The 25,844-nt window shown below is 71.3% G+C and carries 21 protein-coding genes, 2 tRNA genes and 1 pseudogene; 11 read left to right on the forward strand and 13 right to left on the reverse strand.

Annotated features, from left to right (window positions below):
• Positions 1-79: 79 nt before the first annotated feature.
• The 8 genes from UK12_RS06945 to UK12_RS06975 form a co-directional block, all read right to left on the reverse strand.
• Positions 80-262: a hypothetical protein gene (locus UK12_RS06945; protein WP_156178580.1), complete on the reverse strand. Its 183-nt coding sequence runs from the start codon at positions 260-262 to the stop codon at positions 80-82.
• Positions 263-407: 145 nt separating this feature from the next.
• Positions 408-596, reverse strand: coding sequence for a hypothetical protein (locus UK12_RS06950; RefSeq protein WP_045300726.1), 189 nt, complete (start codon positions 594-596; stop codon positions 408-410).
• Between the two features lie 109 nt (positions 597-705).
• The gene (locus tag UK12_RS06955; RefSeq protein WP_045300729.1) at positions 706-1,320 is read right to left on the reverse strand and encodes a fasciclin domain-containing protein; all 615 of its coding nucleotides are present in this window, start codon (positions 1,318-1,320) and stop codon (positions 706-708) included.
• A gap of 320 nt (positions 1,321-1,640) precedes the next feature.
• The gene (locus UK12_RS06960; RefSeq protein WP_045300731.1) at positions 1,641-3,713 is read right to left on the reverse strand and encodes a phosphocholine-specific phospholipase C; all 2,073 of its coding nucleotides are present in this window, start codon (positions 3,711-3,713) and stop codon (positions 1,641-1,643) included.
• Between the two features lie 169 nt (positions 3,714-3,882).
• A complete protein-coding gene (locus tag UK12_RS06965; RefSeq protein WP_197084619.1) occupies positions 3,883-4,539 on the reverse strand; it encodes a pentapeptide repeat-containing protein in 657 nt (218 codons plus the stop codon).
• Positions 4,540-4,644: 105 nt separating this feature from the next.
• Entirely contained in the window at positions 4,645-5,589 is a 945-nt protein-coding gene (locus UK12_RS06970; RefSeq protein ID WP_197084620.1) for a low temperature requirement protein A, read from the reverse strand.
• A gap of 35 nt (positions 5,590-5,624) precedes the next feature.
• A complete protein-coding gene (locus tag UK12_RS40965; protein ID WP_197084621.1) occupies positions 5,625-5,894 on the reverse strand; it encodes a low temperature requirement protein A in 270 nt (89 codons plus the stop codon).
• Between the two features lie 395 nt (positions 5,895-6,289).
• Positions 6,290-8,017 (reverse strand): ABC transporter family substrate-binding protein, encoded by a 1,728-nt coding sequence (locus tag UK12_RS06975; protein WP_052681660.1) that lies wholly within the window; start codon positions 8,015-8,017, stop codon positions 6,290-6,292.
• 372 nt (positions 8,018-8,389) lie between these two features.
• Here UK12_RS06975 and UK12_RS06980 point away from each other — a divergent pair, with 372 nt between their 5' ends.
• The 5 genes and pseudogenes from UK12_RS06980 to UK12_RS44970 all read left to right on the forward strand — a co-directional run.
• Positions 8,390-9,373 carry an ABC transporter permease gene (locus tag UK12_RS06980; protein ID WP_045300735.1) on the forward strand — a complete coding sequence of 328 codons (984 nt, stop codon included), beginning with the start codon at positions 8,390-8,392 and terminating at the stop codon, positions 9,371-9,373.
• A 13-nt stretch (positions 9,374-9,386) separates the two neighbouring features.
• Entirely contained in the window at positions 9,387-10,358 is a 972-nt protein-coding gene (locus UK12_RS06985; RefSeq protein WP_197084622.1) for an ABC transporter permease, read from the forward strand.
• Positions 10,355-12,400 (forward strand): ABC transporter ATP-binding protein, encoded by a 2,046-nt coding sequence (locus tag UK12_RS06990; protein ID WP_045300737.1) that lies wholly within the window; start codon positions 10,355-10,357, stop codon positions 12,398-12,400. Before UK12_RS06985 ends, UK12_RS06990 begins: the two co-directional genes overlap by 4 nt.
• A 98-nt stretch (positions 12,401-12,498) precedes the next feature.
• Positions 12,499-12,572, forward strand: a tRNA-Lys gene (locus UK12_RS06995).
• A 106-nt stretch (positions 12,573-12,678) separates the two neighbouring features.
• Positions 12,679-13,404, forward strand: a pseudogene (locus UK12_RS44970) (MetQ/NlpA family ABC transporter substrate-binding protein); the annotation flags it as partial.
• A gap of 148 nt (positions 13,405-13,552) precedes the next feature.
• On the opposite strand, the gene UK12_RS07010 reads toward UK12_RS44970, so the two are convergent.
• Entirely contained in the window at positions 13,553-14,419 is an 867-nt protein-coding gene (locus UK12_RS07010; RefSeq protein ID WP_045300743.1) for an alpha/beta fold hydrolase, read from the reverse strand.
• Positions 14,420-14,710: 291 nt separating this feature from the next.
• On the opposite strand from UK12_RS07010, the gene UK12_RS07015 reads away from it, so the two are divergent.
• From UK12_RS07015 to UK12_RS07025, 3 genes are all read left to right on the forward strand, one after another.
• Positions 14,711-14,784, forward strand: a tRNA-Lys gene (locus UK12_RS07015).
• Between the two features lie 219 nt (positions 14,785-15,003).
• A complete protein-coding gene (locus UK12_RS07020; protein WP_052681662.1) occupies positions 15,004-17,382 on the forward strand; it encodes a transglycosylase domain-containing protein in 2,379 nt (792 codons plus the stop codon).
• 126 nt (positions 17,383-17,508) lie between these two features.
• Positions 17,509-18,654 carry an EamA family transporter gene (locus UK12_RS07025; protein ID WP_082119385.1) on the forward strand — a complete coding sequence of 382 codons (1,146 nt, stop codon included), beginning with the start codon at positions 17,509-17,511 and terminating at the stop codon, positions 18,652-18,654.
• Here the strand turns inward: UK12_RS07025 and lepB are convergent.
• The 3 genes from lepB to UK12_RS07040 form a co-directional block, all read right to left on the reverse strand.
• Positions 18,621-19,229: a signal peptidase I gene (gene lepB, locus UK12_RS07030; protein WP_052681663.1), complete on the reverse strand. Its 609-nt coding sequence runs from the start codon at positions 19,227-19,229 to the stop codon at positions 18,621-18,623. The two genes, UK12_RS07025 and lepB, sit on opposite strands and share 34 nt — an antisense overlap.
• A 168-nt stretch (positions 19,230-19,397) precedes the next feature.
• Positions 19,398-19,646 (reverse strand): hypothetical protein, encoded by a 249-nt coding sequence (locus UK12_RS07035; RefSeq protein WP_156178581.1) that lies wholly within the window; start codon positions 19,644-19,646, stop codon positions 19,398-19,400.
• A gap of 186 nt (positions 19,647-19,832) precedes the next feature.
• Positions 19,833-20,177 (reverse strand): chorismate mutase, encoded by a 345-nt coding sequence (locus tag UK12_RS07040; RefSeq protein WP_045300747.1) that lies wholly within the window; start codon positions 20,175-20,177, stop codon positions 19,833-19,835.
• A 311-nt stretch (positions 20,178-20,488) separates the two neighbouring features.
• On the opposite strand from UK12_RS07040, the gene UK12_RS07045 reads away from it, so the two are divergent.
• Entirely contained in the window at positions 20,489-20,917 is a 429-nt protein-coding gene (locus UK12_RS07045; RefSeq protein ID WP_045300749.1) for an OsmC family protein, read from the forward strand.
• 292 nt (positions 20,918-21,209) lie between these two features.
• Positions 21,210-23,372, forward strand: coding sequence for a putative bifunctional diguanylate cyclase/phosphodiesterase (locus UK12_RS40975; RefSeq protein ID WP_197084624.1), 2,163 nt, complete (start codon positions 21,210-21,212; stop codon positions 23,370-23,372).
• 24 nt (positions 23,373-23,396) lie between these two features.
• Here the strand turns inward: UK12_RS40975 and UK12_RS07055 are convergent, their stop codons facing one another.
• Positions 23,397-24,491 (reverse strand): LLM class flavin-dependent oxidoreductase, encoded by a 1,095-nt coding sequence (locus tag UK12_RS07055; RefSeq protein WP_045300751.1) that lies wholly within the window; start codon positions 24,489-24,491, stop codon positions 23,397-23,399.
• A 615-nt stretch (positions 24,492-25,106) separates the two neighbouring features.
• Here UK12_RS07055 and UK12_RS07060 point away from each other — a divergent pair.
• Positions 25,107-25,703: a DedA family protein gene (locus UK12_RS07060; RefSeq protein WP_052681665.1), complete on the forward strand. Its 597-nt coding sequence runs from the start codon at positions 25,107-25,109 to the stop codon at positions 25,701-25,703.
• Positions 25,704-25,844: the final 141 nt, after the last annotated feature.

Consider the following 25,844-nt stretch of genomic DNA (forward strand, 5'->3'; position numbering starts at 1 on the left):
AGCGCACAGCGCAGCGGGGCGTGCCCTGTCCGGTGGGGCACGCCCCGCTGCGCGCCGGTTGATCAGTCCCGTGGGCCGATCAGTCCCAGGGATCGCCCTCGGCGGTCATGTCCGCCGCCCGCCTGGCGTCCTGCTCTTCGAGCTCGGCCGCCCGCCGGGCCTGCTCGCGGGCCTTCTCGGCCTTGTCGCCGTAGGCGTCGGCGGCCTCGTCGTGGGCAATGGCAGCGCGCTGCGCCGGGTCCTCGTGATGCTGGTGGGCCATGCCACGGAGCCTGTCCAAGATGCCCATGTCTCCTCCTAGCGTCCGATCGGACGATGGGCTTCCCTCACTGTCACACTACGCCGCCGCGCATGCCACCGGGGCGGCCCCGGAACGGGACCGCCCCGGCCGTCGCGGCGAACTCGGGTCACCACGGCTTGTCGGTGTCGTTCAGGTCCTGTTCGCCCTGCTCGACGGTGTCCTCGGCGCTCTGCTTGGCCTTCGCGGACTTGTCGGACAGCGCGTCCGACGCCTGCTCGGGCTTGTCACCGAGGGCGGCCTTCGCCTGCTCCTTCAGCTCCTGCGCCTTGTCGTGGAACTTGTCCCTGAGGCCCATGTCTCCTCCTCGGGATGCGATGGACGATGGGCTGCGACCACTGTGGCACCGGGGCTGCGGGGGCGCATGTCGGAGGGCGCGGGGCGCGGGGGCCTCGGGGCGCTGGCGATCAGCGCGCCGGGGGCACCAGCAGGGTGTCGACGAGGTAGACCGTGGCGTTGGCGGTCCCGATGTCACCGCAGACCACCTGGGCACCGCCGTTCACCGTGAAGTCGTCGACCGCGCCGGTCACCACGAGATCACCGCCCTGAAGCGTCGGGTGGGCGCCCGCGAGCGCGGTCGGGGCGACCCGGCGGGGGACGACGTGGTAGGCCACGACCCTGGCCAGCTCGTCCCGGTCCGCGAGCAGCGCGGCCAGCTCGGGTTCGGACAGCTTGGCGAAGGCGTCGTCGGTCGGCGCGAAGAGCGTGACCGCCTGGGCCGAGTCGAGGGTGTTCGCCAGTCCGGCGGTCCCGATGGCGGCGACCAGGATGGAGAGCTGCGGGATGTGGGATGCGGCGGTGACCACCGGGTCCGATCCGGCGCCGCCCCTCCCGGCTTCGGCGGGGCAGGCGGGCCCGAAGGGCTGCTCCGGGGCGGACGCCGCCGTCGGGACCGTCGGCTCGGCCGTCGACGGCGAACCGGTGCGGCCGGACGAGACGGTGTCGCCGCAGGCACCGAGGGTGAGGGCGAGGACGCCGCCCGCCAGCAGCGCGGCGAACTTGGCGGTGCGGATACCGGGCATGGCGGTTCTCTCGTGACGAGGGGTGGCCGGACACCCCGGTCGGCGGGGCGAAGGCGGCGCACCGTCCGTCCGCTGCTCCTCGAACCGTGTCCGACCGGCCACCGGGCCACCCCACTCTCCCGGTCCGTCCCGGGGGCTCATGCTGTCCGGCGGACCGGAGTCCGCCCCGGTGGCAAACGAACGGATCATGAGATGGTCACCACGCTGCGGCACCCGGAGCCCTGGACGCCCACGACGACGGGCGCCCCCGGCCCCGAGGACATCCGTCCCTGGGGTCGGGGGCTTCCGGTGCACCCGGGTGGGGCCGCTTTCGGTGCGGGTCAACCGGAGACGCTGGGCGTGCCGGTCTCCAGGTGGCCGGAGAAGCGCTGGGAGAAGGTCGGGTCGGAGCTGACGGTGACGGTGAGGTCGTACCAGCCGTTGGTGTAGGCAACGGCGTTGAAGTAGTCGCTGGTGCTGCCGCCGGCCGGGACGGTGTAGGTCCAGGGGCCGTCGGTGCGGTAGGCGTTGGGCGCGACGGTGAAGGTGACCGGGGCGCTGCCCGCGTTGTCGAGCTTGAACCAGATCGCGGGCAGGCCGGTGTCCGGGGCGTCCGCGTAGGACGCGGTGACGGTGACCGACTTGCCGGGCTTGGTGGCGTCGCCCTTGAAGCGGCGCAGGAACCGGTTGGGTCCGGTGACGCTCAGGTCGTACGGGCCGTTGCCGAAGTTGGTGCCGCAGTTGAAGAAGTCGCTCTGGTTGCCGCCGGGGTCGACCGTGTACTGCCACGGGCCGCCGCTGCGGTACGCGTTGGCGTAGGCCGCGAAGTGCGCCGAGTTCACTGCCGCCGCGCCCTCGTTGGCCATCTTCAACCAGACCTTCATCACACCGCCGGAGCCGAACTCCAGGTGGTCGAGGTTGGCGTTCGGCTGGTAGGGCAGGGCGCGGGCCGGACGGCTGCCGGGCTCCTGCAGGGGCAACGCGTTGTTGCTCGGCGACGGGTTGAACTGCGGGCCGCAGGTGGCCAGGCCGATGGTCTGCGAGGTGTCGGGCAGTGCGGGCATCCCGTACACCGGGTTGGCGAAGTCGAAGACGCCGGTGAGGTCGCCGCAGACCTTCCGGCGCCAGTCGCTGATGTTGGCGCACTTGGCGGGCGCACCGATGGCGGCCGTCCACTGCTCCAGGAAGCGCAGCACCGAGGTGTGGTCGAAGACCTCGGAGTTGACCCAGCCGCCCCGGCTCCAGGGCGAGATGGCTATCAGCGGGACGCGGAAGCCGAGCCCGATGTTGGTGCCGTTGTAGAACTCACCGGGCGTCCCGGCGGGGGCGGTGGGCGGCGGGACGTGGTCGAAGAAGCCGTCGTTCTCGTCGTAGTTGAGCAGCAGGATGGTGGAGTTGAAGACGTCGGGGTCGGCGTTCAGGGCGTCCATCACCATGTGCACGAAGTGCGCGCCGTCCTCGGGCGTGGCGTACGGGTGCTCGGAGGACTGCTGGTCGGCGACGATCCAGGAGACCTGCGGGAGCGTGCCGCCCAGGACGTCGGCCTTGATGGCGGCGGCGATGTCGTCCGGGGTTCTGCCGGTGGCCTTGGGGACGGAGCCCATGCCCTTGACCGCGAGCGCGCTGCCCGCCGGGGCGTTGGCGAACTGGCTGAAGTAGGCGAGGGCGTTGTCGCCGAAGTTGTCGGCGGCGTTCTGGTAGACCTTCCAGCTCACCCCGGCGTTCTCCAGCGCCTCGGCGTAGGTCTGCCAGCGCAGGCCCTTCTCGTCGCCGCCGTCGTACGCCGGCCCGCCGGCGCTGCCGGCCGGGTCGATCATCCCGCTCCAGTGGTAGGTGCGGTTGGGACCGGTGGCGCTGAGCACCGAGCAGAAGTAGGCGTCGCAGATGGTCCAGTTGTCGGCCAGCGCGTAGTGGAACGGGATGTCGGAGCGCTGCAGGTAGCCGAGCGTGCGGACGGTGCCCTTGGCGGACACCCAGGAGTCCATCTTGCCGCCGTTCCACGCCTTGTGCTGGTCGGACCAGGCGTGCGAGAGGTCCCCGTTGCACTGGGCCTTGATCTCCGCACCGGAGGAGGGGCCCGAGTTGGCGGGGTTGAAGGCCCACGGGTACTGGCGGGAGAACAGGCCGTTCGGCTGGTTGAAGACGCTGTAGCCGCCGGCGATCTGGATGGCACTGCGGTCGGCGAACCCGCGGACGCCCTTGAGCGTTCCGAAGTAGTGGTCGAAGCTGCGGTTCTCCTGCATCAGGATCACGATGTGCCGGGCGTCGGTGATGGTACCGGTGCTGCCCAGACCCGCACCGCCGCCGGCCGCCGAGGCGGACGCGGCGCCGCCGGCCACCGACCCGGCGACCGCCGCACTCGCCGCCGCGCTGGCGGACAGCGACATGAACTTCCTACGACTCAGCTCAGCCATCTCGGGCCGACCGTCCCTTCAGTCGCGATGTTGTGCACACACGTTGTGTCCACGCCACCGATCGCGCAGCATCTTTGCGCAGGTCCGGGCGGTATGCCATGGCTATGCAGTAAGGATTGTCGGACTGTTCAGACGCACTTAGCCTTTCTGCTGCCAGATGAACGAAATGTCAGCGGTCCTGGACCGTGATCCCGAGGGCGTGAGCGAACTGCGGCGCCAGCTCGAAGAGTTGCGTTGTGGAGATGACCGCGCCGCGCAGCCCCTGCGGCCCGTCGGGCAGTCCGAGCCGGACCGCGCCGCGCAGGTCCACCTGGCGCAGCTGCGCGGTGCCGAACCTGACCTCGTCCAGGGTGCTGCCCGGGAACGAGACCTCCGTCAACTTGGCGTCGCCGAAGTCGATGTCGCGCAGCAGGCAGTCCTCGAAGACCACGTCGCGCAGCAGGGCGCCGCGCAGGTTCACGGACTCCAGCTTGCAGTGGCGCAGCACCACCCGGCGCAGCGCGGAGCCGTACGCCGAGACCCCGGCGAGCACCGTGCCGAGCAGCTGGGCGTCCTGCCACTCGCTCTCGGGTGCGGCGACCGCGACCCAGCGGCTGCCCTGGACCCAGACCTCGTTGAACCTGGCCTGGCGGAGCTTGACGCCGCCGAGCTCGACGCCGGTGAAGGCGCACTCCAGGAAGCTCGCGCCGTTCGCCGCCTGGTCCTGGTAGCTGCCGCCGTCGAAGTGGACGGTGTCGTAGCGCTCGTCCTTGCGCAGCGGGCCGGCGTGCGGGCGGAGCAGGTGGCCGTAGGGCAGGTCGGAGATCTGTTCGTAGGCGGATGGCACGGCTGCTCTTCTCCTCGGGTCGGCGGAGGTCATGCTCGCACGGGCCGCCGACAGCGCCCGCGCCGAGCACCCGCAGCGCCGGCGCCCGGCCGGCGGCGTGCCCGCTCAGCCCCGGCGGGCCCGCAGGGTGATCCCGGCGGCCACCGCGGCGGCCGTCACCAGTCCGGCCGGCAGGACGCCGTTCGCGCCGGCCAGGGTGCACAGCAGGGTCGCCAACGCGGTGACGGGAAGGACCAGTTGGGCCGCTCCGTGTTTGACGTGCCGGGCGTGCAGCAGCCAGACCGTGAACAGGTACAGCGCCGCCGGTACGGTCAGTGCGGCGGTCGCGGCCGCCCCGGAGACGTGCGCCCGGCCGACGGCGTACTCGACCGCGACCTCCAGGCCGGCCCCGATCGCCGCCGCCGAGGCGAAGACCAGGTAGTGCCCGTACCCCCAGACGAAGGCCTGCCGGTTGGATCGCAGATGGTCGTGGATCGGCTCGGCGAAGTAGATCCACCAGGCGCCGAAGCAGAGCAGCAGGCCGCCCGCCGCGACGGTCAGCAGCCGGGCGAGGGCCTCGTGTTCGTCCAGGCCGGACTGGACGGCGACGGTTGCGGCGGAGACCGTCTCGCCGAGCACGATCACGGTGAACAGGCCGTAGCGCTCGGAGATGTGGTGCGGATGCCAGGTGGTCTGGACCAGGCGCTCGGCGAAAACCGGGACGGACAGCTCGGCGACGATCATCACGACCAGGGCGACCGTCCTGGCCGTCCCGTCGAGCACCAGCAGCGCCGGCCACCAGCCGAGCTGGCAGAGGGCGATGCCGCCCGCGTAGCGCAGGGCCATGGTGCGTTCGGCCCCGGTGCAGCCCGCCGCCGCGCGCAGCCACTGGGTGATCAGCGCGACCCGCATCACGGCGTAACCGACCACGAACAGCACGAAGTTCCGGTCCTCGAAGGCGCGCGGCACCCCGGCCGCGACGATCAGCACACCGGCGATCTGGACCAGGGTGGTGATCCGGTACGGGACGTCGTCCACGTCGTAGGCGGAGGCGAACCAGGTGAAGTTCATCCAGGCCCACCCGTGGACTATCAGATCTGGACAGGTCAGCGACCTGTTGCTCTGTTGGTCCACGCCCACCAAACCGCAAAGAACGACATCAGATAGCCGGCCAGCCCCATGCCGTAGTGGCCTTCGGCCAGCGCGTGGGCGAGCTCCCGGCCGGCCTGCGCCACGGCCACCACGAAACAGAGGTCGAAGAACAACTCCAATGGCGTGGCGGTCCGGTGGGCCTCGTCGCGACTGCGCCTGGCCATCCGCCGCACCGACCTCGGCGTGGCCTGGGACGGCGGCTCGGGGGCTGTCTCGCTGCTCATGACTCCGCCTTGCTCGGGGTGGGCGCGGGGGTGGGCGCGTCAGCGCGATCCTGGCACCCCGAAACCCCCGGCGCACGCACCGCTGCGGCACGCCGTATGGGCCGGTTCCAACCGTTTTGCGCACCCGTCAACGACAGTTGACGATGCAGTGCGCGAACCGGGTGACAGCTCGACCGCTCCCGGGCGTGCCCTGTGGAAGCCGTCCTGTCCGCCCCGATTGGCCCGATAGATTCCCTCCCACGTTGGAAAGAGACGACACGGGCGGTCTGCGAGCAACGCGGAAGGTCAAGGCCGATGGTGGGACAGGGGGCGGATCCACCGCCCTCCCGTGTCCACACCACCGGCCTCGTGATCACCGCGCTGCTCGCCAGCGCCGCCTGCTGTTCGTCATACCCTCAGCCCGCCTGGGCACTCCGGGTCACTTGAGCCAGCCGATCTTGGTGATGTCGGGGTTGGCGAGGCTGCTGGCCCCCTCGTTGGCCAGGCCCTTGCGGACGGCCAGGATGCTGGGCCGCTGGTAGATCTCGATGGTGTGGCCGAGTTCCCAGATCTTGGCGTCGGCCTCGTTGTACAGCTTGTCGGCCTCGGCCTTGTCGAGGGTGGCGGCGGCCTTCTTCAGCAGCGAGTCGATCTCGGGGGGTGCTGAGCTTCGAGAAGTTCCCGAACACGTTGTCGCCTTCGGGCGCACGGAAGTTGGGCACCGTTTGGGAGAGCGGGAAGGAGTCGGTGTTCCGCCAGCTCGCCAGGTCGAACTTGCCCTGGTTGATGTACTTGGTGAAGTACTCCTTGCTGGACACCTTGTCGATGTCCATCTTGATCCCCACCTGCTGCAACATGTTCTGCACGGCGGCGACCATGTCCAGCTGCTGCTGGGTGGTGCCGTCACTGACCACGAAGTGCAGCTCCAGCGACTGGCCGTCCTTGGTGCGCGGCTGGCCGGTTGCACCCTCCTTCCAGCCGGCCTTGTCCAGCAGCTGCTTGGCGACGTCCGGCGAGAACTTGGCCCAGTCGCCCGAGTTGTTCTGGTAGCCGGACTGGTTGGTCATGTAGAGGTGGTTGTCCAGCTTCTTGAACTGGATCGGCATGCCCTGGTTGACCACCTTGATCAGCGCGTCGCGGTCGATCGCCCGGCCGATCGCCTGGCGGACCGTCTGGTCGGCCAGTGCGCCGTTGCCGCCGAAGGAGATGTGCACCTCGTCCCACGGGGTGCCGGTGCTGATCCGGGTGTCCTTGGCGTCCTTGAGCTGGCTGTAGGCGGTGGTGTTGCTCGCCGGGGCCTCGTCGATCTCGTTGTTGAGGTACGCCTGGGTCATCGCGGGCAGGTCCATCACCCGGAAGGTGATCTTGTCCAGCCTGGCCGGGGTGCCCCACCAGTCGGGGTTGCGCACCAGGGTGATGGTCTGCGCGCTCTTGTCCATACCGCCGATCTTCATCGGACCGCCGAAGACCGAGACCTTCTCCACCGAGCCGTTGTTGAACACATCCGCGTCGGCCAGCATGGAAGCCGGCACCAGCGGGTTGAACAGGTTCCGCCAGTCCGCGTACGGGCTGCCGAAGGTGACCTTGACCTCCTGGTCGTCGGCGCCCTTCGCCACGCTGGAGATCTGGTCGTACCCGGAGGAGTCCGCGATGTTGTAACCGGCGGCCTTGCCGTTGGTCGACTGCCAGACGGCCTTGAAGTCCTCGTACGAGATCGGCTTGCCGTCGGACCACTTGGCCTTGGGGTTGATCTTGTACGTGACCACCTGCGGCGAAGTGGAGGTGAGTTCGGCCGAGGTCAGGTACTCCGGCACCGGATGGAAGACACCCTTGGCGTCGGTGCGGAACAGCTTCGCCTCGACATAGCCCATGATGTCGACCGCGTCGCCGTAGCGGCCGTCCACCTGGTACGGGTTCCACTGGGTGATCCACTGCTGCAGGGCCTCCCGCAGCTCGCCGCCGTCCTTGACCTTGTCCAGCGGCTGGGCGTTGATGTCGTCGGCATCCTGGACGGGGGAGACCGTCTTGGCCACATCACCCGTCGAACCCGAGCCGCCGGAGCTGCAGCCGGTGACGGTCAGCGCCAGGGCGATCGCGACGACGGCGGCCCGGCCGAGGCCGCGGGCTGTGCTGGATGCGTCCATGAGGGGTTCCCCCGGAGAGTCTTCGACAGATTCCGGCCGCCGGGCATGGCAAGCCTTGAGCGTGGGCAGCCAATTCGGGTGCCCAGCGAGGAGGAACGTAACAGCGGATCAGTTCTGCCACCAGGGGCAGGTGTTCGCACCTGATCGAATCGCAACAGGACGAAACACCGGCGCAATACTCCGTAAGTACCCGACTGAAAGACTCTGACCTGCGATTTCCCCCACCCGGGAAGAAACGCAGGCGCCGCAACCCCTGGACGGCCGTCCGCTCGTGCCGTAGAACTGCTGCGCGAAAGTGCGTCAAGTACCCCCTCACCGAAGGCCATTGATCATGCTCAGCAGGCACCCGAACAGCTTCCCCGGTGGTGGGCGGTGATCCGCTATCTGGCCAAGCGCCTGGCGTACTACGCCGCGCTGCTGGTCGTCGCGGTCTTCCTGGCGTACGCGCTCTCCAGCACCGCGCTCGGCCCCCGGACGTACTTCGAGGCCAAGCAGCCCCGTCCGTCCGCCGCTTCGGTGGACCGGCAGTTGACCGCGCTGAACATCAACGACCACACCCCGGTGGTGGAACGTTTCGGCACCTGGTCGAGCGATCTGGTCCTGCACGGTGACCTCGGCCGGACCATCCACAACACCTCGGTGAACGCCGAGTTCGGGCGCCGAATTCTGGTGTCCCTGCGCCTGCTGCTGATCGGCAGTCTGCTCGGCATGCTGCTCGGGGTGGCGGGCGGCGCCTGGAGCGCCATTCGCCAGTACCGGATATCCGACCGGGTGTTGACCCTGGTCTCGTTCGTGCTGCTCTCGACTCCCGTCTTCCTGCTCGCCCTGCTGCTGAAGAACGGCGCCATCGCCGCCAAGGACGCCGTCGGCCACGAGGTCATCCCGTTCACCGGGTACGAGACCCCCGGGCTGTCCGGCGGGATCGGCGCCCACCTCGGCGACTGGGCGCTGCACCTGCTGCTGCCCACGCTCTCGCTGGCCCTCGGCGGACTGGCGATGTACAGCCGCTACCAGCGCGGCACCATGCTGGACGTCCTCGGCTCCGACTACCTGCGCACCGCCGAGGCCAAGGGCCTGACCCGCAACCGGGCACTGCTCAAGCACGGGCTGCGGACCGCGATCATCCCGATGTCGACCATGTTCGCCTACAGCTTCCTGGGCATCTTCACCGGCGCCACCTTCACCGAGACCATCTTCGGCTGGCACGGGATGGGCGAGTGGTTCATCCAGGCGATCAACGAGCAGGACGTCAACTCGGTGATCGCGGTCAACCTGTTCGCCGCCGTGGTGGTGCTGGCCTCGGGCTTCCTCGCGGACCTGCTGAACGCCGCGCTCGACCCGCGCGTACGGTCCTGAGGAGCTGACCTGTATGACTGCCGTTCCCCCCACCGTTCCCCCCACGGCCGCGCTGATCGCCGACGGCCTCCCGGCCCCGGTGCCCGAGGAGGCCGCACCGGCCGGCCGGCTGCGGCTGGTGCTGGGCAGGATGCTGGCCTCGCGCGGCGTGCTGGCCGGCGGCGCGATCGTGCTGCTGCTCTTCCTGCTCGCCTTCGGCGGCCCGCTCCTGACCCCGTGGAACTACGCCACCCCCGACTACCTGGCGATCCGTCAGTCTCCCTCGGGCCAGCACTGGTTCGGCACCAACGGCCTCGGGCAGGACGTCTTCGCCCAGACCGTGCGCGGCCTGCAGAAGTCGCTGGTGATCGGCCTGCTGGTGGCCTTCTTCTCCACGGTGGCGGCCTCCCTGGTCGGCGCCTGCGCCGGGTACTTCGGCGGCTGGACGGACCGGGCGCTCACCTTCCTGGTGGACCTGATGCTGGTCTTCCCCAGCTTCCTGATCATCACCATCATCTCGCCCAAGCTGCGCGGGACCGGCTGGATCGCCTTCGTGGCCCTGCTGGCCGCCTTCAACTGGATGATCACCGCCCGGGTGGTCCGCTCGATGACCCGCTCGCTCAAGGAGCGCGAGTTCGTCCGGGCGGCCCAGTTCATGGGGGTCAGGCCGCTGCGGATCATCCTGCGGCACATCCTGCCGAACGTGGCCTCCTTCCTGATCACCGATGCCACCATCGCGGTCGGGGCCGCCGTGATGAGCGAGACCGCGCTCTCCTACTTCGGCTTCGGTGTCCGCGCCCCCGACGTCTCGCTCGGCACCCTGCTGGCCGCCGGAACCGACCAGGCACCGGTCTTCCCCTGGCTGTTCTACTTCGCCGCCGGACTGCTGGTGCTCTTCGTCCTGGCGATCAACCTGATCGGCGACGGGCTGCGCGACGCGCTCGACCCGACCTCGGAAGGGACCCGGCCCGCACGGAAGTCCCGCACCCCTCGGAGCGGCAAGTGACCACCACCGTCGAGACCGACCTGCTGACCGTCAGCGACCTGAGCGTCGACTTCAACGGCGTCCCGGCCGTGCGCGGGGTGGACCTGCGGCTGCGGCGCGGCGAGACCCTCGGCATCGTCGGCGAGTCCGGATCGGGCAAGTCCGTCACCTCGCTGGCGATTCTGGGCCTGCTGCCGACCACCGCGACGGTGAGCGGCTCGGTCAGGCTGGACGGGCGCGAACTGGTCGGCCTGCCCAACCGCGAGCTGGCCGCCATCCGGGGCCGCAAGGTGGCGATGGTCTTCCAGGACCCGCTCTCCGCCTTCACGCCCGTCTACCGGATCGGCGACCAGATCGTCGAGGCCCTGCGCATCCACCAGGACCTGGACAGGCCGGCGGCGCGCAAGCGGGCCGCCGAACTGCTCGACCTGGTCGGCATCCCCTCCCCCGAACGCGCGCTGGCCGGCTTCCCGCACGAGTTCTCCGGCGGTATGCGCCAGCGCGCGATGATCGCGATGGCGATCGCCAACGACCCCGGCATCCTGCTCGCGGACGAGCCCACCACCGCCCTCGACGTCACCATCCAGGCCCAGGTGCTCGACGTCCTGCGCACCGCACAGCGCGAGACCGGCGCGGCACTGGTCCTGGTCAGCCACGACCTCGGCGTGATCGCCGGAATGGCCGACCGGGTCGCGGTGATGTACGCCGGGCGCGTGGTCGAAACAGCAGGCGTGGACGAGCTGTTCGCGCGCCCCCGGCATCCGTACACCCTCGGCCTGATCGGCGCGGTGCCCCGCCTCGACACCGGGGGCGGACCGCTGGTCCCGATCCCCGGCGGGCCGCCCGCCCTCGCCACCCTGCCGCCCGGCTGCCCCTTCGCCGCCCGCTGCCCGCTCGCCGAGGACCGCTGCCGTACCGAGGAACCCCGGCTGACCGGCGCGGACGGCCACCTGGCGGCCTGCGTACGAGCCGAGGAACTGGCCGAGCACGGCCCCGCACCGAGCGAGGTCTACCCGGTACCCACGGTGCCGCCGGCCGCCGTCGCCCGGCCCCGGGACGAGCGCGAGAGCGTGCTGCGGGTCACCGGGCTGGCCAAGACCTTCCCGGTGCTCAAGGGCAGCGTCTTCAAGCGGAAGGTCGGCGAGGTGTATGCGGTGGACGGCGTCGAGCTGGACATCCGGCGCGGCGAAACCCTCGGCCTGGTCGGCGAGTCGGGATCGGGCAAGTCCACCACGCTCTTCGAACTGCTGCGCCTGGCCGAGCCCGAGGCCGGGCGGATCGAACTCCTCGGCCAGGACACCGCCCACTTGGACCGGTCGGCCGTGCACCGGCTGCGGTCCGACATCCAGATCGTCTTCCAGGATCCGATGGCCAGCCTGGACCCGCGGATGCCGATCTCGGACATCGTCGCCGAACCGCTGCTGGCGCAGGGCGCGGCGCGCGAGCTGATCGGACGGCGGGTGCCCGAACTCCTGCGCCAGGTCGGGCTGGACGCGGCACACGCCACCCGCTACCCGCACCAGTTCTCCGGCGGGCAGCGGCAGCGGATCTCGATCGCCCGGGCACTCGCGGTGCAGCCGCAACTGCTGGTGCTGGACGAGCCGGTGTCGGCCCTGGACGTGTCCGTACAGGCGGGCGTGCTCAACCTGCTCCAGCAGCTCAAGGCGGAGCTGGGGCTCGCCTACCTCTTCGTCTCGCACGACCTGTCGGTGATCCGGCACCTCTCCGACCGGGTCAGCGTGATGTACCTCGGGCGGACCGTCGAGTCCGGCGCGGTCAACGAGGTCTTCGAGCGGCCCCGGCACCCGTACACCCGGGCACTGCTCTCGGCCGTCCCGCTGCCCGACCCCGCCGCCGAACGCAGCCGGAAGCGCATCCTGCTGGCCGGTGATCCGCCCTCGCCCACCGAACGACCCACCGGCTGCCCGTTCCGCGCCCGCTGCCCCGTCCACACCGCCCTGCCGTCCGACCTCCGCACCCGCTGCGAACAGGAACCCCCCGCCCTCGCCGAAGCCGCCCCCGGCCGGGACCACCACGCCGCCTGCCACTACCCGGACGCCTGAGCCGCCACACCGGAGCCGAGGCGCCCGCACGGAACGCGACCACCCGATCACGATTCGGAGATTCGGGCGAGGTCGCGTAGAGTCTTCGACGTCAGCAGGCGCCGCTAGCTCAGTTGGTTAGAGCAGCTGACTCTTAATCAGCGGGTCCGGGGTTCGAGTCCCTGGCGGCGCACAGACAAGCCTGAGGGCCTTCTCACGACGGTGAGGAGGCCCTCAGGCGCTTCCGGGTTCCGCTCTGCCTGCGACCTCGCCACACGCAACCGCGGTGTTGCAATCTCTTGAACCGGCACGAATTCTGCCTTGAATTCGAAGGCATAGAGGCCTCTCCAAATCTAGAATTCAAGGCACGCGCCGACGCCCTAGCGGGCCCTCCTCGCGCTCACTCCACCGCCCCGCCAGCCCTGGATCGGTTCGCCACGCTCTCCTCCGTACCCCGCCGGGTCGCAGCCACCGCCGCCGCCTCCGTTCTCGCCGCCACTCTGCTGGCGGCCTGCGACAGCACCTCCGACGGCAGCGCCCCGGGAAAGGTCCGGATCGGCATCTCCGGCGCCGGCTCCGACTGGGACGTCCTCAAGGAGAAGGCCAAGGCCGAGGGCATCGACGTCGAACTGGTCGCCTTCGACGACTACGCACTGCCCAACAAGGCCCTGGCCGCCGGGGACATCGAGCTCAACGCCTTCCAGCACCTGGCGCTCCTCAGCCAGTTCAACGCCGGCAACGGCACCGACACCGTGCCGATCGGCGCCACTTCGGTCGCCCCGCTCGGACTGTTCTCGCTGAAGCACAAGAGCGTGGACCGGATCCCCGACGACGGGAAGATCGCGATCCCCAACGACCCGTCCAACCAGGGCCGCGCGCTGCGGGTACTGGAGCAGGCCGAGCTGCTGAAGCTCAAGGACACCACCGGGCTCTACGGCACCCCGGACGACATCACGGACGACCCCAGGCACCTCAGGATCGTGTCGGTGGACGCCCAGCAGACCCCGCGCAGCCTCCAGGATGTGGACGGCGCCGTGATCAACTCGGGCGTCGCCGGCCAGGCCGGCTACGAGCCCAGCAGGCGATCTTCCAGGACGACCCCGAGGCACCCACGACCCAACCCCGCCCGGGCGGCCCCGGGGGCGCGGGGACCTGCGCGAGCAGCCCGCGCCCCTATCCGGCCGCGCCGAGGATCGCCTCGGCGACCGCGTCCGGCCGGTCGAACATCAGCAGGTGACCCGCCGGAGCCACCGTGCGGTACTCGGCCCCGAGCAGCTCGGCGAGCCCCCGCTGCGCCTCCAGCCACCGCCGGGTGCGCCGCGAGTCCCGCCCGTCGTCGGCCGCCAGCACGGTGACCGGCACCTGCGGCAGCGGCGCAGCGCGCCGCAGCTCGGCGAGCTGCGCGGCGACGTCCCGGTAGCTGCTGTTCTCCCGCAGGGCCGCCCGCAGCGCCCGGCCCGGTCGGTAGCACCGGCGCACCAGCTCGACGGGCACCGGATCCTCACGCCGTACGGTGCTCGCCCGCGCGACGAGCCTGCGCCCGGCCGGTCCGAACAGGTACGGGACCGCCAGCGCGGTCGCCGAGGCTGCGAGCGTACGCGCCGTCAGATCGCGCAGTCCGGGCACCGGGCGCGGCCGGGCCTCGGGCTCGACGCTGCCGTCCAGCAGGACCAGAGCGGCCGTGCGCTCGGGGTGGAGGCGGGCGAAGGCCTCGGCGTGGAACCCGGCGAGCGAGTGGCCCGCCACCGTACAGCGGCCGGTCAGGCCGAGGGAGTCCAGGACCCGGCGGATCCGCTCCGCCTCCCGTGCCGCCGTCGGGACGAGTCGCGCCGGGGCGCTGAGCCCGTAGCCGGGGCGGTCGAAGCGGACCACCGTGCGGTGCGGCGCGAGCAGGGCGACCACGGCGTCCCAGTCGAACCAGCTGCACCCCAGGCCGCCGCTGAGCACACAGGCCGGGCCCCGGCCCTCGGACCGTACGTGCAGCGGGGTGCCGTCGATCAGCACGATCCGCGCCACGCCCGCCCCCGGCTCGGGGGTCATGCCGCCCCGCCCCTCTCCTCCGGTGCGCCTTTCCCCTCCGGCGCGCACGTCGCGGTGGCCCGGACCCCCTTGGCCGGCACCGCCAGCCGGATCCCCACCAGCAGCAGCACGGCGGTGAACCGGGCCGCACGCGGACGGGCAGGCGCAGGACGGACGGGCTCAGGGCGACCGGGCACTCAACCACCCTAACCACCACAAGCCGGACATCCTCCGGCGTGTACCGGCCCGGCCGCCGGAGCAGCCCGGTTCGGAGCACCCGCTCGGACCGTGTATTGTTTTCCAGGTCAGCAGGCGCCGCTAGCTCAGTTGGTTAGAGCAGCTGACTCTTAATCAGCGGGTCCGGGGTTCGAGTCCCTGGCGGCGCACAGACAAGCCTCAGGGCCTCCTCACGACGGTGAGGAGGCCCTGAGGCTTTTCGCGCTCCCCGCCGACCGTCCGGAACCCGCTCCAGTTACCGGATCGTGAAACAAAAAGGGACAAAGGTCCCTAACGGCTCACAAAAACCTCAGGCAGGCTGAATCGGTCTGCCGTCCGACCTAGATCGCGTGAGCAACTGTCACAGGGCTCGCTGGAAAGGCGCCACGTTGCCGCGCATATCGCCCACCGGCCTCCGCCCGCTGCCGATCGGCCGCCGGACCGGACGCGGGCTCCTCCCCCGACGACCCCGACGCCCCCGCAGGACCGGTTGGCGCAGGCTGATACCCACCTGGCGGCTGACCCTGCTCGGCCTGGTGACCTCGGTACTGCTCGGGGTCGGCCTGTTCGTCCTCGGCATGACCGTGATCAAGGTCCCGGACGCCCACGCCGCCGCGACCGCGCAGAGCAACACCTGGCTCTACCAGGACGGCACCCTGATCGCCCGCACCGGGCAGACCAACCGGCAGAACGTCGGCCTCGACAAGGTCTCCCCCGCCGCCCAGCACGCCGCCCTCGCCGCCGAGGACCGGAACTTCTACCACGAGGGCGCGGTCAACCTGAAGGGCCTGACCAGGGCCGCGCTGAACACCGCCACCGGCACGACCACCCAGGGCGGTTCGACGATCACCCAGCAGTACGTCAAGAACACCTACCTGAACCAGAAGCAGACCGTCACCCGCAAGGTGAAGGAACTGTTCATCGCGCTCAAGGTGGACGCCACCCAGAGCAAGGACGAGATCCTCTCCGGGTACCTCAACACCTCGTACTACGGCCGGGGCGCGTACGGCATCCAGGCCGCGGCGCAGGCGTACTTCGGCGTGGACGCCGGTCAGCTCGACCCCGGCCAGGGCGCCTACCTGGCCACGCTGCTCAACGCCCCGAGCGCGTACGACGTCTCGACCGCGACGGCCCAGGGCAAGCAGAACGCGGTCAACCGCTGGAACTACGTGCTGGACGGCATGGTCCAGCAGAACTGGCTCACCTCCGACCAGCGCGCCGCCGTCACCTTCCCCAAGGTGCAGGAGCCGAAGAGCGCCCCCGGCCTCTCCGGCCAGGCCGGGTACCTGGTCGGCCAGGCGACGGACTACCTGACCTCGCACGGGATCATCAGCGACGCGGAACTCGCCCAGGGCGGCTACACCGTCACGCTCACCGTCGACGCCGAGCGCGAGCAGGACCTGCAGGACGCCGTCCGCCGGCAGCTCACCGACAGCCTCTCCCCCGACCAGCGGAAGAAGGACGCCGACGCCCAGGCCGGCGCGGCCTCGGTGGACCCGAAGACGGGCGCGGTGGTGGCGCTGTACGGCGGCACCGACGCCACGAAGCACTGGGTGGACAACGCCACCCGGCAGGACTACCAGGCCGGTTCGACCTTCAAGGCGATCGCGCTGGCCGCCGCCCTGGACAGCGGCGCCCGCACCCAGAGCGGGGTCCGGATCAGCCCGGACACGGTCTACGACGGCACCAGCGGCCGCCCGGTGGCGGGCGGCACCGGCACGCCGTACGCCCCGCCGAACGAGGGCGGCGTGAACTACGGCCGGGTGACCCTCCAGCAGGCCACCGACTGGTCGGTGAACTCGGTCTTCGCCCAGCTCGCCCAGGACACCGGCCTGGAGAAGGTCCGCAGGACGGCCGTCGCCATGGGCCTGTCCGCCGACACCCCCGGGCTCGACGCCCACCCGTCGATCCCGCTCGGCACCGCCACGCCCAGCGTCCTCGACATGGCCGGGGTGTACGCCACCCTGGACAACGACGGGCAGCAGATCACCCCCTGGATCGTGAAGTCGCTCCAGCACGAGGGCGAGCAGGTCAAGCTGCCCGCGCCCAGGACGACCCAGGCGATCAGCAAGCAGAGCGCGCAGGCCGTCACCACGATGCTGCAGGGAGTCGTGAGCGACCCGGGCGGCACCGGCTACCGCGCGCAGGCACTCGGCCGGCCGGTGGCGGGCAAGACCGGCACCACCGACGACTCCAAGTCGGTCTGGTTCGTCGGCTACACACCCGAACTGGTCACCTCGGTGGCCCTGTTCGGCCAGGACCCGGGCAACGGCAGCCAGGTCACCCTGGACGGCGTCGGCGGCGTCTCGGCCGCGGCCGGCGGCAAGTTCCCGACCCAGGTCTGGACCGCCTACATGAAGGCCGCCCTGGCCGGGCAGCCGGTCAGCGACTTCGACGGCTCGTCCTCGGACAACCCGCTGCTGTCGGGCCCCTCGGGCAGTGACCCGGGCTCCTCGACCGCCACACCGAACGGATCGTCGGGCCCTGCCGCCGGGACGGCCTCGCCCTCGGCGTCCGCGCCGCAGACCGGCGCCGCCTCGGGTGCCTCCGCCGGGGCGGCCTCGACCACTCAGGGCGGTTCCGGCGGCGCCTCCGGGAGCACGGGCGGTGGCGGCTCCTCGCCGACCACCCGGCCCACCACCCGGCCTTCGCCGTCCCGCACGACGCCGCCCAAGCCCGATCCGACGACCCAGCCGACCACTGCGCCGACCCAGCCGGGCCCCGGCCCGAGCGGTCAGCCGAACGGCCAGCCGCAGGCCGCGGGGTAGTCCGGACCCGGCACGCGACCCCGGCCGGGGCGGCAAGCGACGCCCCGGCCAGGAACAGCTGACGATCAGGACCAAAAGGCAAGATAGCGCCTTACAGAGATCGCTTCGAGCTGACAGAATGCCCCGATGCACAGCTCTACGTCCGCCACCGGCGCCACGGCCAGAAGGCTCGGGCTCCCCCTCGCACTGGTCTCCGCCCTCGCCTTCGGCGGCTCCGGTACGGCAGCGAAGCCGCTGATCGAGGCGGGTCTCTCACCGCTGCACGTGGTCTGGCTCCGGGTCACCGGCGCCGCGCTGGTCCTGCTCCCGCTCGCCTACAAGCACCGGCAGGCCCTCCGGCAGCGCCCCGGCGTGCTCCTGGGCTTCGGCCTGCTCGCCGTGGGCGGCGTGCAGGCCTGCTACTTCGCCGCGATATCCCGGATCCCGGTCGGAGTGGCGCTGCTGATCGAGTACCTGGGCCCGCTGCTGCTCCTCGGGTACGTCAAGTTCGTCCAGCGCCGCCCCGTCTCGCGGGCCGCCATGATCGGCGCGGGTGTCGCGGTGACCGGCCTGGCCTGTGTGGTGCAGGTCTGGAACGGCCTGGCCTTCGACGCACTCGGCGTACTGTTCGGCCTCGGCGCGGCCTGCTGCCAGGTCGGCTACTTCGTCCTCGCCGACGCCGGACGCCAGGGCGACCGACCGGTCGACCCGATGGCCGTGAGCGCGTACGGACTGCTGATCGGCGCCATCGCGCTGACCGCGTTCACCCAGCCCTGGGAGGCCGACTGGGGCATCCTCGGCGGCCAGGTGATCATGAACGGGCACAGCCTGCCCGCTCTGCTGCCGGCCGCCTGGATGGTCCTGATCGCGACCGTGCTGGCCTATCTGACCGGCGTCATCTCCGTACAGCACCTGTCCCCGCCGGTGGCCGCGGTGGTGGCCAACCTGGAGGCCGTGGTGGCGACGGTCACGGCCTGGTTCCTGCTCGGCGAGCGGCTCGGCACCCCGCAGCTGGTGGGCGGTCTACTGGTCCTGATCGGGGCCTTCGCCGCACAGACCAGCAGGCCGGCCAAGGCCGCCGAGGTCACCGACATCACCGGCGTCACCGACTTCACCGACTTCACCGAGACCGGCAAGCCCACCGAGGCCACCGGACTCGGCGAGTCGGCGCGGGACCGGGCCGAGGACAGCGCGGGCGGATCGCGGAACGCGGGCGTCCGGGCGGCCGTCGGCGGCTCCCCGGACGGCGCCGACGACCGTCAGATGCCCGTCCAGCCGAACCAGTCGACGTGATTGAGCGGCCAGACCACCGCTGAGGCGGGACCGACCACGTTCGCCACCGGCACGGCGCCGCCGCCCGGCCCCTCCCGGTGGTACCGGGAGTCGGCGGAGTCGCTTCGGTGGTCGCCCTCAACCCAGACGTAACCGCTGGGCACCGTCACCGGGCCGAAGTCCAGACCGGCGCACGAGTCGTCCCCGGGGTGGAGGTACGGCTCGGTGACCGGCTTGCCGTCCACCCGCAGGGTCGCGCCGCTGCACTGGACGCTCTGCCCGCCGGTCGCGATCACACGCTTGACCAGGTAGTTGTCGCCCTTGGGCGGCAGCAGCCCGACGAAGCTGAGCGCGTCCCCGACCACGCCGGAGGTCAGGCCGGTAGCGGGGGCCTGCGGCGGCAGCCAGCCGCCCGGGTCCTTGAAGACCACGGGTTCGCCGGCCTTCGGTTTCCACCCGAAGAGGGACACCGCCTTGTTGACGGCCACTCGGTCGCCGACCCGCAGGGTGTTCTCCATCGATCCCGAGGGGATGGTGAACACCTGGAACAGGCAGGTCTTGACGATCAGTGCCACCAGCAGGCCCACCACCACCATCGCGGGCAGCTCCGCCCACCACGGCCAGCGCCGCCGGGGCGTGCGCGCGCGGCGCAGCCCGGCGGGTCGGGCGCCCCCGGTCGGGTGGGCAGGGTGAGCCGGGTGAGCCGGGGCCGGCTGGTCGTCCTGTGGAGCGGCCGGAGCCGACTGCGATCCAGTGTTCACGAGTCAGACCGCCAGTACGTCGGCTGCGGGCGCCACAGCGGCACGCGCATGCTTGATCAGGACGTCCTCACCCGGACCGGTGGCCAGGGCAGCGACACCCGGCAGTTCACCACCGACACGGCAATCGGCACGGCAGTCGGCACGGCCGTGCCGACGACGCGGTCCGTCGTCGCGCACGAGGCGCCGCCCGTACTGCTGCCCGCGCGGCTGCCCGTTGCTCCGGGCCTTGCTCTGCTGCCGTGTGCGTGCCACCACCGGACCACCTCCAGGGGAGTGGGGAGGACAGCACGCTAACGCCGCCCGGGGAGCGGTGCGAAATCAGGCCTTTAGCCGCCTCTGACGCGGACCGGCGGCGGACGCCTGCGCGAGCGGCGCCCGGCGACCGCTCGCCAGGTCCGCTCAGACCCGCTCAGACCCGCTCAGACCCGTCCGGCCCGCTCAGGCGCGGGCGATCGCCTCGTGGTGGCGGATCACCTCGGCGATGATGAAGTTCAGGAACTTCTCGGCGAACACCGGGTCCAGGTGGGCACCGGCCGCCAGCTCGCGCAACCGCGTGATCTGGGCACGCTCGCGCTCCGGGTCGGCCGGCGGGAGCTTGTGCTCGGCCTTGAGCCGCCCGACCCGCTGCGTCGCCTTGAACCGCTCGGCCAGCATGTGGACCACGGCCGCATCGATGTTGTCGATGCTCTCGCGCAGACTGGTCAGTTCCGCCCGCACCGCCTCGTCGATCACTTCGAGGGACGCGGCGGCAGAGTTCGCGGGCTGGGTGGGCTGATCAGTCATCGGGGCGGCTCCGGAGGCTGGCTGCATGAACGGCACCCGGGTGACCCATTTTCCTGCTGGACCTCCCCGGGCCTCGGCAAATCTAACAGGAGAGCACTGGCCCAGCCGTGGCATTTGGGCCATCCGTCCGCTATGTGGACCGCCGCACCGGGGACGCCGTCCGGCTCCTTCGCCTGTGCCGCCCACGCCGCCGCCGGGTGGCCCCGTAGGCTTGGCACGCACCGCGCCCGCATGCACCGCACGGCATGCATCGCACGGCACGGCCGGACGTGACGACCCAGCAGTTCCCCCATCACAGGAGGTATCTGATCGTGGCAACCACTCGCACCGCACGCACCGCGTGGGAAGGCAACCTGCTGGAAGGCAAGGGGCAGGTGACCTTCGCCTCCTCCGGCATCGGCGAGTACCCGGTCTCCTGGGCGTCTCGCGCCGAGCAGGCGAACGGCAAGACCAGCCCCGAGGAGCTCATCGCCGCCGCGCACTCCGCCTGCTTCTCGATGGCGCTCTCGCACGGCCTGGCCGGTGCCGGCACCCCGCCCACCAAGCTCGACACCCAGGCGGACGTGACCTTCCAGCCCGGAACCGGCATCACCGGCATCCACCTCACCGTGACCGGTGCGGTGCCCGGCCTCGACGAGGAGGGTTTCGTCAAGGCCGCCGAGGACGCCAAGGCCAACTGCCCGGTCAGCCAGGCCCTGGCCGGCACCACCATCACCCTGACCGCCAAGCTGGCGGGCTGACGGCCGCGGAGTGCGACTCCGCGTCATGCGCCCCTGGTGTGCGTCTCACGATGTGCGCCGGGGGCGCAGCACGTACCGGACTGTTCTGCGCGGAACCCGACGAATCACCCTGGCGGCGGTCGCCGCCGGATCTGCGCGCAGCCTATGATCAGCGGCAGTGCCCTGTTCTTCGCCGAGCGCCTGCAGCAAGCGTTCTTGCACCGCGTTCCAGGGGCGTCGACAGTGCGGGTAGCCGGCCACCGCGGTGCGGAACGTCGGCCGGATCAGCGTCAGCAGCGGACGGGAGCATGCCGTGCCGGGCCGGAACGAGGGGGCCGACGCACACCGCCAGCGCGTGCGGCACGGTGAACTGTGCCGCCCCGCCCAGAGCACCACCGACGGCGCCGAGGCCAAACACCAACGGCACGAGGCGCACCGCCTCCCCGCCCTGTCCGACGAGCAGTCGTCCACCTTCTGCCCCACCTGCTCGGCCCCGCTGGGCGGCAGTACCAGGGAGCTGCTCGCCGCCCTCCGGGCCAGCGAGTCCCGGTTCCGGGCCGCCTTCGCCGACGCCGGTATCGGGATGGCGCTGATCGACTCCGACGACCGGATCATCGAGGCGAACCCGGCATTCGCGGCCATGATCGGCCACGATCTGGCCGACCTGGTCCGCACCCACATCCACGACATCATCGAGCCGGAGGAGAACCACCGCCAGCACTACCTGGAGCTGGTCCGCGGCGAACGCGACCGGCTCCGGGTGGAGAAGCGGCTCAAGCACCGCGACGGCCGGGCCGTGTGGAGCAATGTGACGATCTCGCTCATCCGCGACGGCTCGGGCTATCCGCTCTACACGATGGCCATGGTCGAGGACGTCACCGAGCAGCGGCTGCTCGGAGACCGGCTGGCGTACCAGGCGCTGCACGACCCGCTCACCAGGCTCCCCAACCGGACCCTGTTCTTCGAGCGCCTCAACGCCGCCTTCATGCCCGGCAACGGCGACGCACCGCCGAACCCGCAGGGTGCCGCGGCGGCGAAGCCCGGCTCCGAGGAGCCGGCTGAGCCCGCGTCAGCGATCGGGGCGACACCTTCCGCCCCCGAGGCATCCGTCCCCGGAGACTCCCGAACCGGGCTGCTGGGAACGGCTGCGACGACCGTACCCGCCACGATGGCAACGGCCGCCCCCGGTCCCGGTCCCACGGCCGGGCCGGGCAGCAGCCGCCCGACTCGTCGGGTCGGTCTCTGCTACGTCGACCTGGACGGCTTCGCCGCCATCAACGAGACCCTGGGACACCACGTCGGCGACCAACTGCTGGTCGCGGTGGCGGCCCGGCTGGAGCGCGGCTTCTCGCGCGACCAGGAGAGCCTGGTGGCCCGGCTGGGCGGTGACGAGTTCGCCGTACTGGTCGCCGACAGCGCCAGCAGCGAGCAACTGACCAGGCTCGCCTCCGATCTGATCGCCGCCCTTGAGCAGCCGTTCGACATCGCCGGACAGCAGCTGGTGGTCACCGCCAGCGTGGGCGTGGTGGAGCGCCCCGTCCAGGAGACCACCCCGACGGACCTGCTCAAGGACGCCGACGCCACCCTGTACTGGTCCAAGGCGGACGGTCGGGCCCGCTGGACGCTCTACGACCCCGACCGCGGCGCACACCAGCTCACCCGTCAGCGCCTGGCGACCGCGCTGCGCCCGGCTCTGGAGCGCGGCGAGTTCACCGTCGAGTACCAGCCGCTGGTCGGGCTGGCGGACGGCGCGGTGCACGGCGCCGAGGCCCTCGTCCGCTGGTGCCACCCCCGGTACGGGACGCTCTCGCCGGACCGGTTCATCCCGCTGGCCGAGGAGTCCGGCGCGATCGTGCCGCTGGGCAAGTGGGTACTGGAGGAGTCCTGTCGCCAGGCCCGGCAGTGGCTGACGGAGTTTCCGGACACCGAGACCTTCGTGAGCGTCAATCTGGCTGCCCGCCAGATCTGGGACTCCGACGTGGTCGCCGACGTCGCGCAGGTGCTGGAGCGCACCGGGCTGCCGCCCCGGCTGCTGCAGCTGGAGATCACCGAGAGCGCCGTGCTCGGGCCCGGCGGCCGTCCGGTGCAGGCCCTTCAGGCGCTGGCCGACATGGGCGTCCGGATCGCCATCGACGACTTCGGCACCGGCTACTCGAACCTCGCCTACCTCTCCCGGCTTCCGGTCCATGTGCTGAAGCTGGACGGCAGCTTCATCGAGGGCTTCCGCGACCCGGCCCCGGGCGGCCGCCCGGACAACCGGTTCCGGCGGGCCGACGCGGACGAGCAGATCGTCGGCGCGATGGTCCAGCTCGCCCACGCCCTCGGACTGACCGTGACGGCCGAGGGCATCGAGAACGCCTCGCAGGCCGAACGGCTCCGCCTCACCGGGTGCGACACGGCCCAGGGCTGGTACTTCGCCAAGCCCGGGGAGGCGGAGCGGGTCGCCGCCATGCTGCGCGCGAGGCAGGCACGCTGAGCCTCTGCGGCGAGCAGGCGGCGGTCAGCTCAGACCGTACGCCTCGGCGATCAGGCCGTACGAGCGGTGGCGGGCCTCGTGGCCGTGGATGTGCGAGGTGACCATGAGTTCGTCCGCGCCGGTCCGCTTACGCAGGGCCTCCAGGCCGTCGGCCACCTCGTCGGAGGAGCCCAGGACGACATTGGCGATCCAGGTGTCCAGGAAGTCCGCCTCGGCCTGGCTGTAGGGGTACGACGCCGCCTGTTCGGGAGTCGGGATCGGCCCCGGCGCGCCACGCCGCAGGCGCAGCATGGCCAGCGCCCCCGACATCGCCAGGCGGCGGGCCTCGGCCGCGCTGTCAGCGGCCACCGCACCGACGCCGATCAGCGCGTAGGGCTCGTCCAGCACGGCGGACGGCTGGAAGCCGGCCCGGTAGAGGTCCAGCGCGGGGACCGTGCTGGCGGCGCTGAAGTGGTGGGCGAAGGCGAAGGGCAGGCCGAGCCGGCCCGCCAGCTGGGCGCTGAAGCCGGACGAGCCCAGCAGCCAGATCGGCGGGCGCTTCTCGCTCCTGGGCACCGCGGTCAGCCGCGCGTAGGGGTGCCCGTCCGGGAAGTCGCCGTCCAGGAAGTGCGTCAGCTCGGACAGTTGGCGGGGGAAGTCGTCGGCGTCGTCGGCGACTCCCCGGCGCAGTGCCCGGGCCGTGGCCTGGTCGGTACCGGGGGCCCGGCCGAGGCCGAGGTCGATCCGGCCCGGATGCAGGGCCTCCAGCAGGCCGAACTGCTCCGCGATGGCGAGCGGTGCGTGGTTGGGGAGCATGACGCCGCCCGAACCGAGCCGCAGCGTACGGGTGTGGGCCCCCAGGTGCGACAGCAGGACCGCCGGTGTCGAGCTGGCGACCCCCGGCATGCCGTGGTGCTCGGCCACCCAGAAGCGGTGGTAGCCCCAGCTCTCGGCGCTGCGGGCGAGCTCGGTGGTCGCCACCAGCGCTTCGCTGGGCGAGTAGCCCTCTCCGACCGTGGCCAGGTCGAGGATGGAGAGCGGTGCGGGTGCGGTGCCCCGGGCCACACCGCGGATCGGATCGCGGAGTGCCTGTTCGGCGGGCCGCACCGCGTCGGGAGCCTGCTCGTCCTCGGTGGTCATGCCTCGGTTCCTCCTGCTCGACCTGGTCAGAGCGGAACTCCGCTCCCGCCTGGGAGGTCAACCCGGGGACGGGTCGGCGTGTTCCCGGGTACAGGGGCGCCTCCGTTGCGTCGCTGTCCGTCGCGGCGCCGGTGCGGACGGTGCCCCCGGTGCAGCCAGTGCGGGTGGTGCGAATGGCGCGGACGGTGCAGTCCGTGGCTGACCGATCGACAGCACGGCCGTGCGGCTGGCGGCTTCACGCCAACGCCAGAAGTCGCCAGCCGAATGGGTCGCGCGGGCAGCCCGGCTTCGGGCAGCCTTACTGACCAGTGAAGGTCGCGCACCAAGACCTCACGCATCGGCAAGGCAGGCGGGCTGGACCAGTTCCGCCTGACCCCGACGAGCCCCCGGAGCGGTACCCCGCTCCGGGGGCTCTCCCAATGTCCGCCCCGATTTCCTCGGCCCGCTGCGGCGGGGACCGAGTGCCGGCGTGCGGGTGGCGCGGGTGACCAAAGCCCTGGTCCGCGCCTGTGATCCCGCCCACTCCGGGGGTGCTTCATGGCATGAAATGTCGAACGGCTAGCGTTGGCCCCTGCAGCCACCTGCTCCTCCGGGCGGTCTGGAGGGAGAACGACCTTGGGTGTCATAGCGCTGATCGGCCCGGCCTGGATCTGTGTCCTGGCGCTCTGTGCCGTCCTCGGCGACGCCTTCCTCCCCTTCCTGCCGAGCGGCACGCTGGTCATCCTGGCCGTGCTCAGGACCTCGCAGGTCGCCGGAGCCCCGATACTCCTCGCGCTCGGGGTGGCGGTCGCATCGTTCCTCGGTGATCTCCTGCTGCTGGCGCTGGCCCGCCGGGGTGCGCCGCTGGTGGACCGACGGCTGGCGGGCAAGCCACAGCTCGCGGCGAGCGTCGAGCGCGTCCAGCGGAGCCTGTCGGACCGGGGAGCGCGTACCGGCGCCGCCATGGTGATCATCGCCCGCTTCGTTCCCGGTGGGCGCACCGTCCTCGATCTCGCCGTGGGGCACTCCCCCGAGCAGTCCCGCAGCTTTCTTCGCTGGTCGGCGCTGGCCGCAGTGCTCTGGGCCGGGTACATCGTCACGCTGGGCTGGCTCAACAGCCACTGGTTCAACACCGCCTGGCTCAGCCTTGCCGTCTCCTGCTGCGCGGCGACCACGATCAGCACCGCCGTCGCCCAGGTGATCCGCCGCCACCGTCGGCAGTCGGCCGCCTGAACCGGTCCGCCCCATCGGCCGCTCTCGCTCGGCGCCACAGCACTTCGCACCCGTCCCATCGGCTTCCACCTGCGCCGATACAGCCCAGTAGCCGGGGACGAAGTGTCTCAGGACGGCAACATTGGCCGGACCGCTGCATCC

The sequence above is a fragment of the Saccharothrix sp. ST-888 genome, assembly GCF_000955975.1.
In the GTDB taxonomy this organism is placed as follows: Bacteria; Actinomycetota; Actinomycetes; order Streptomycetales; family Streptomycetaceae; genus Kitasatospora.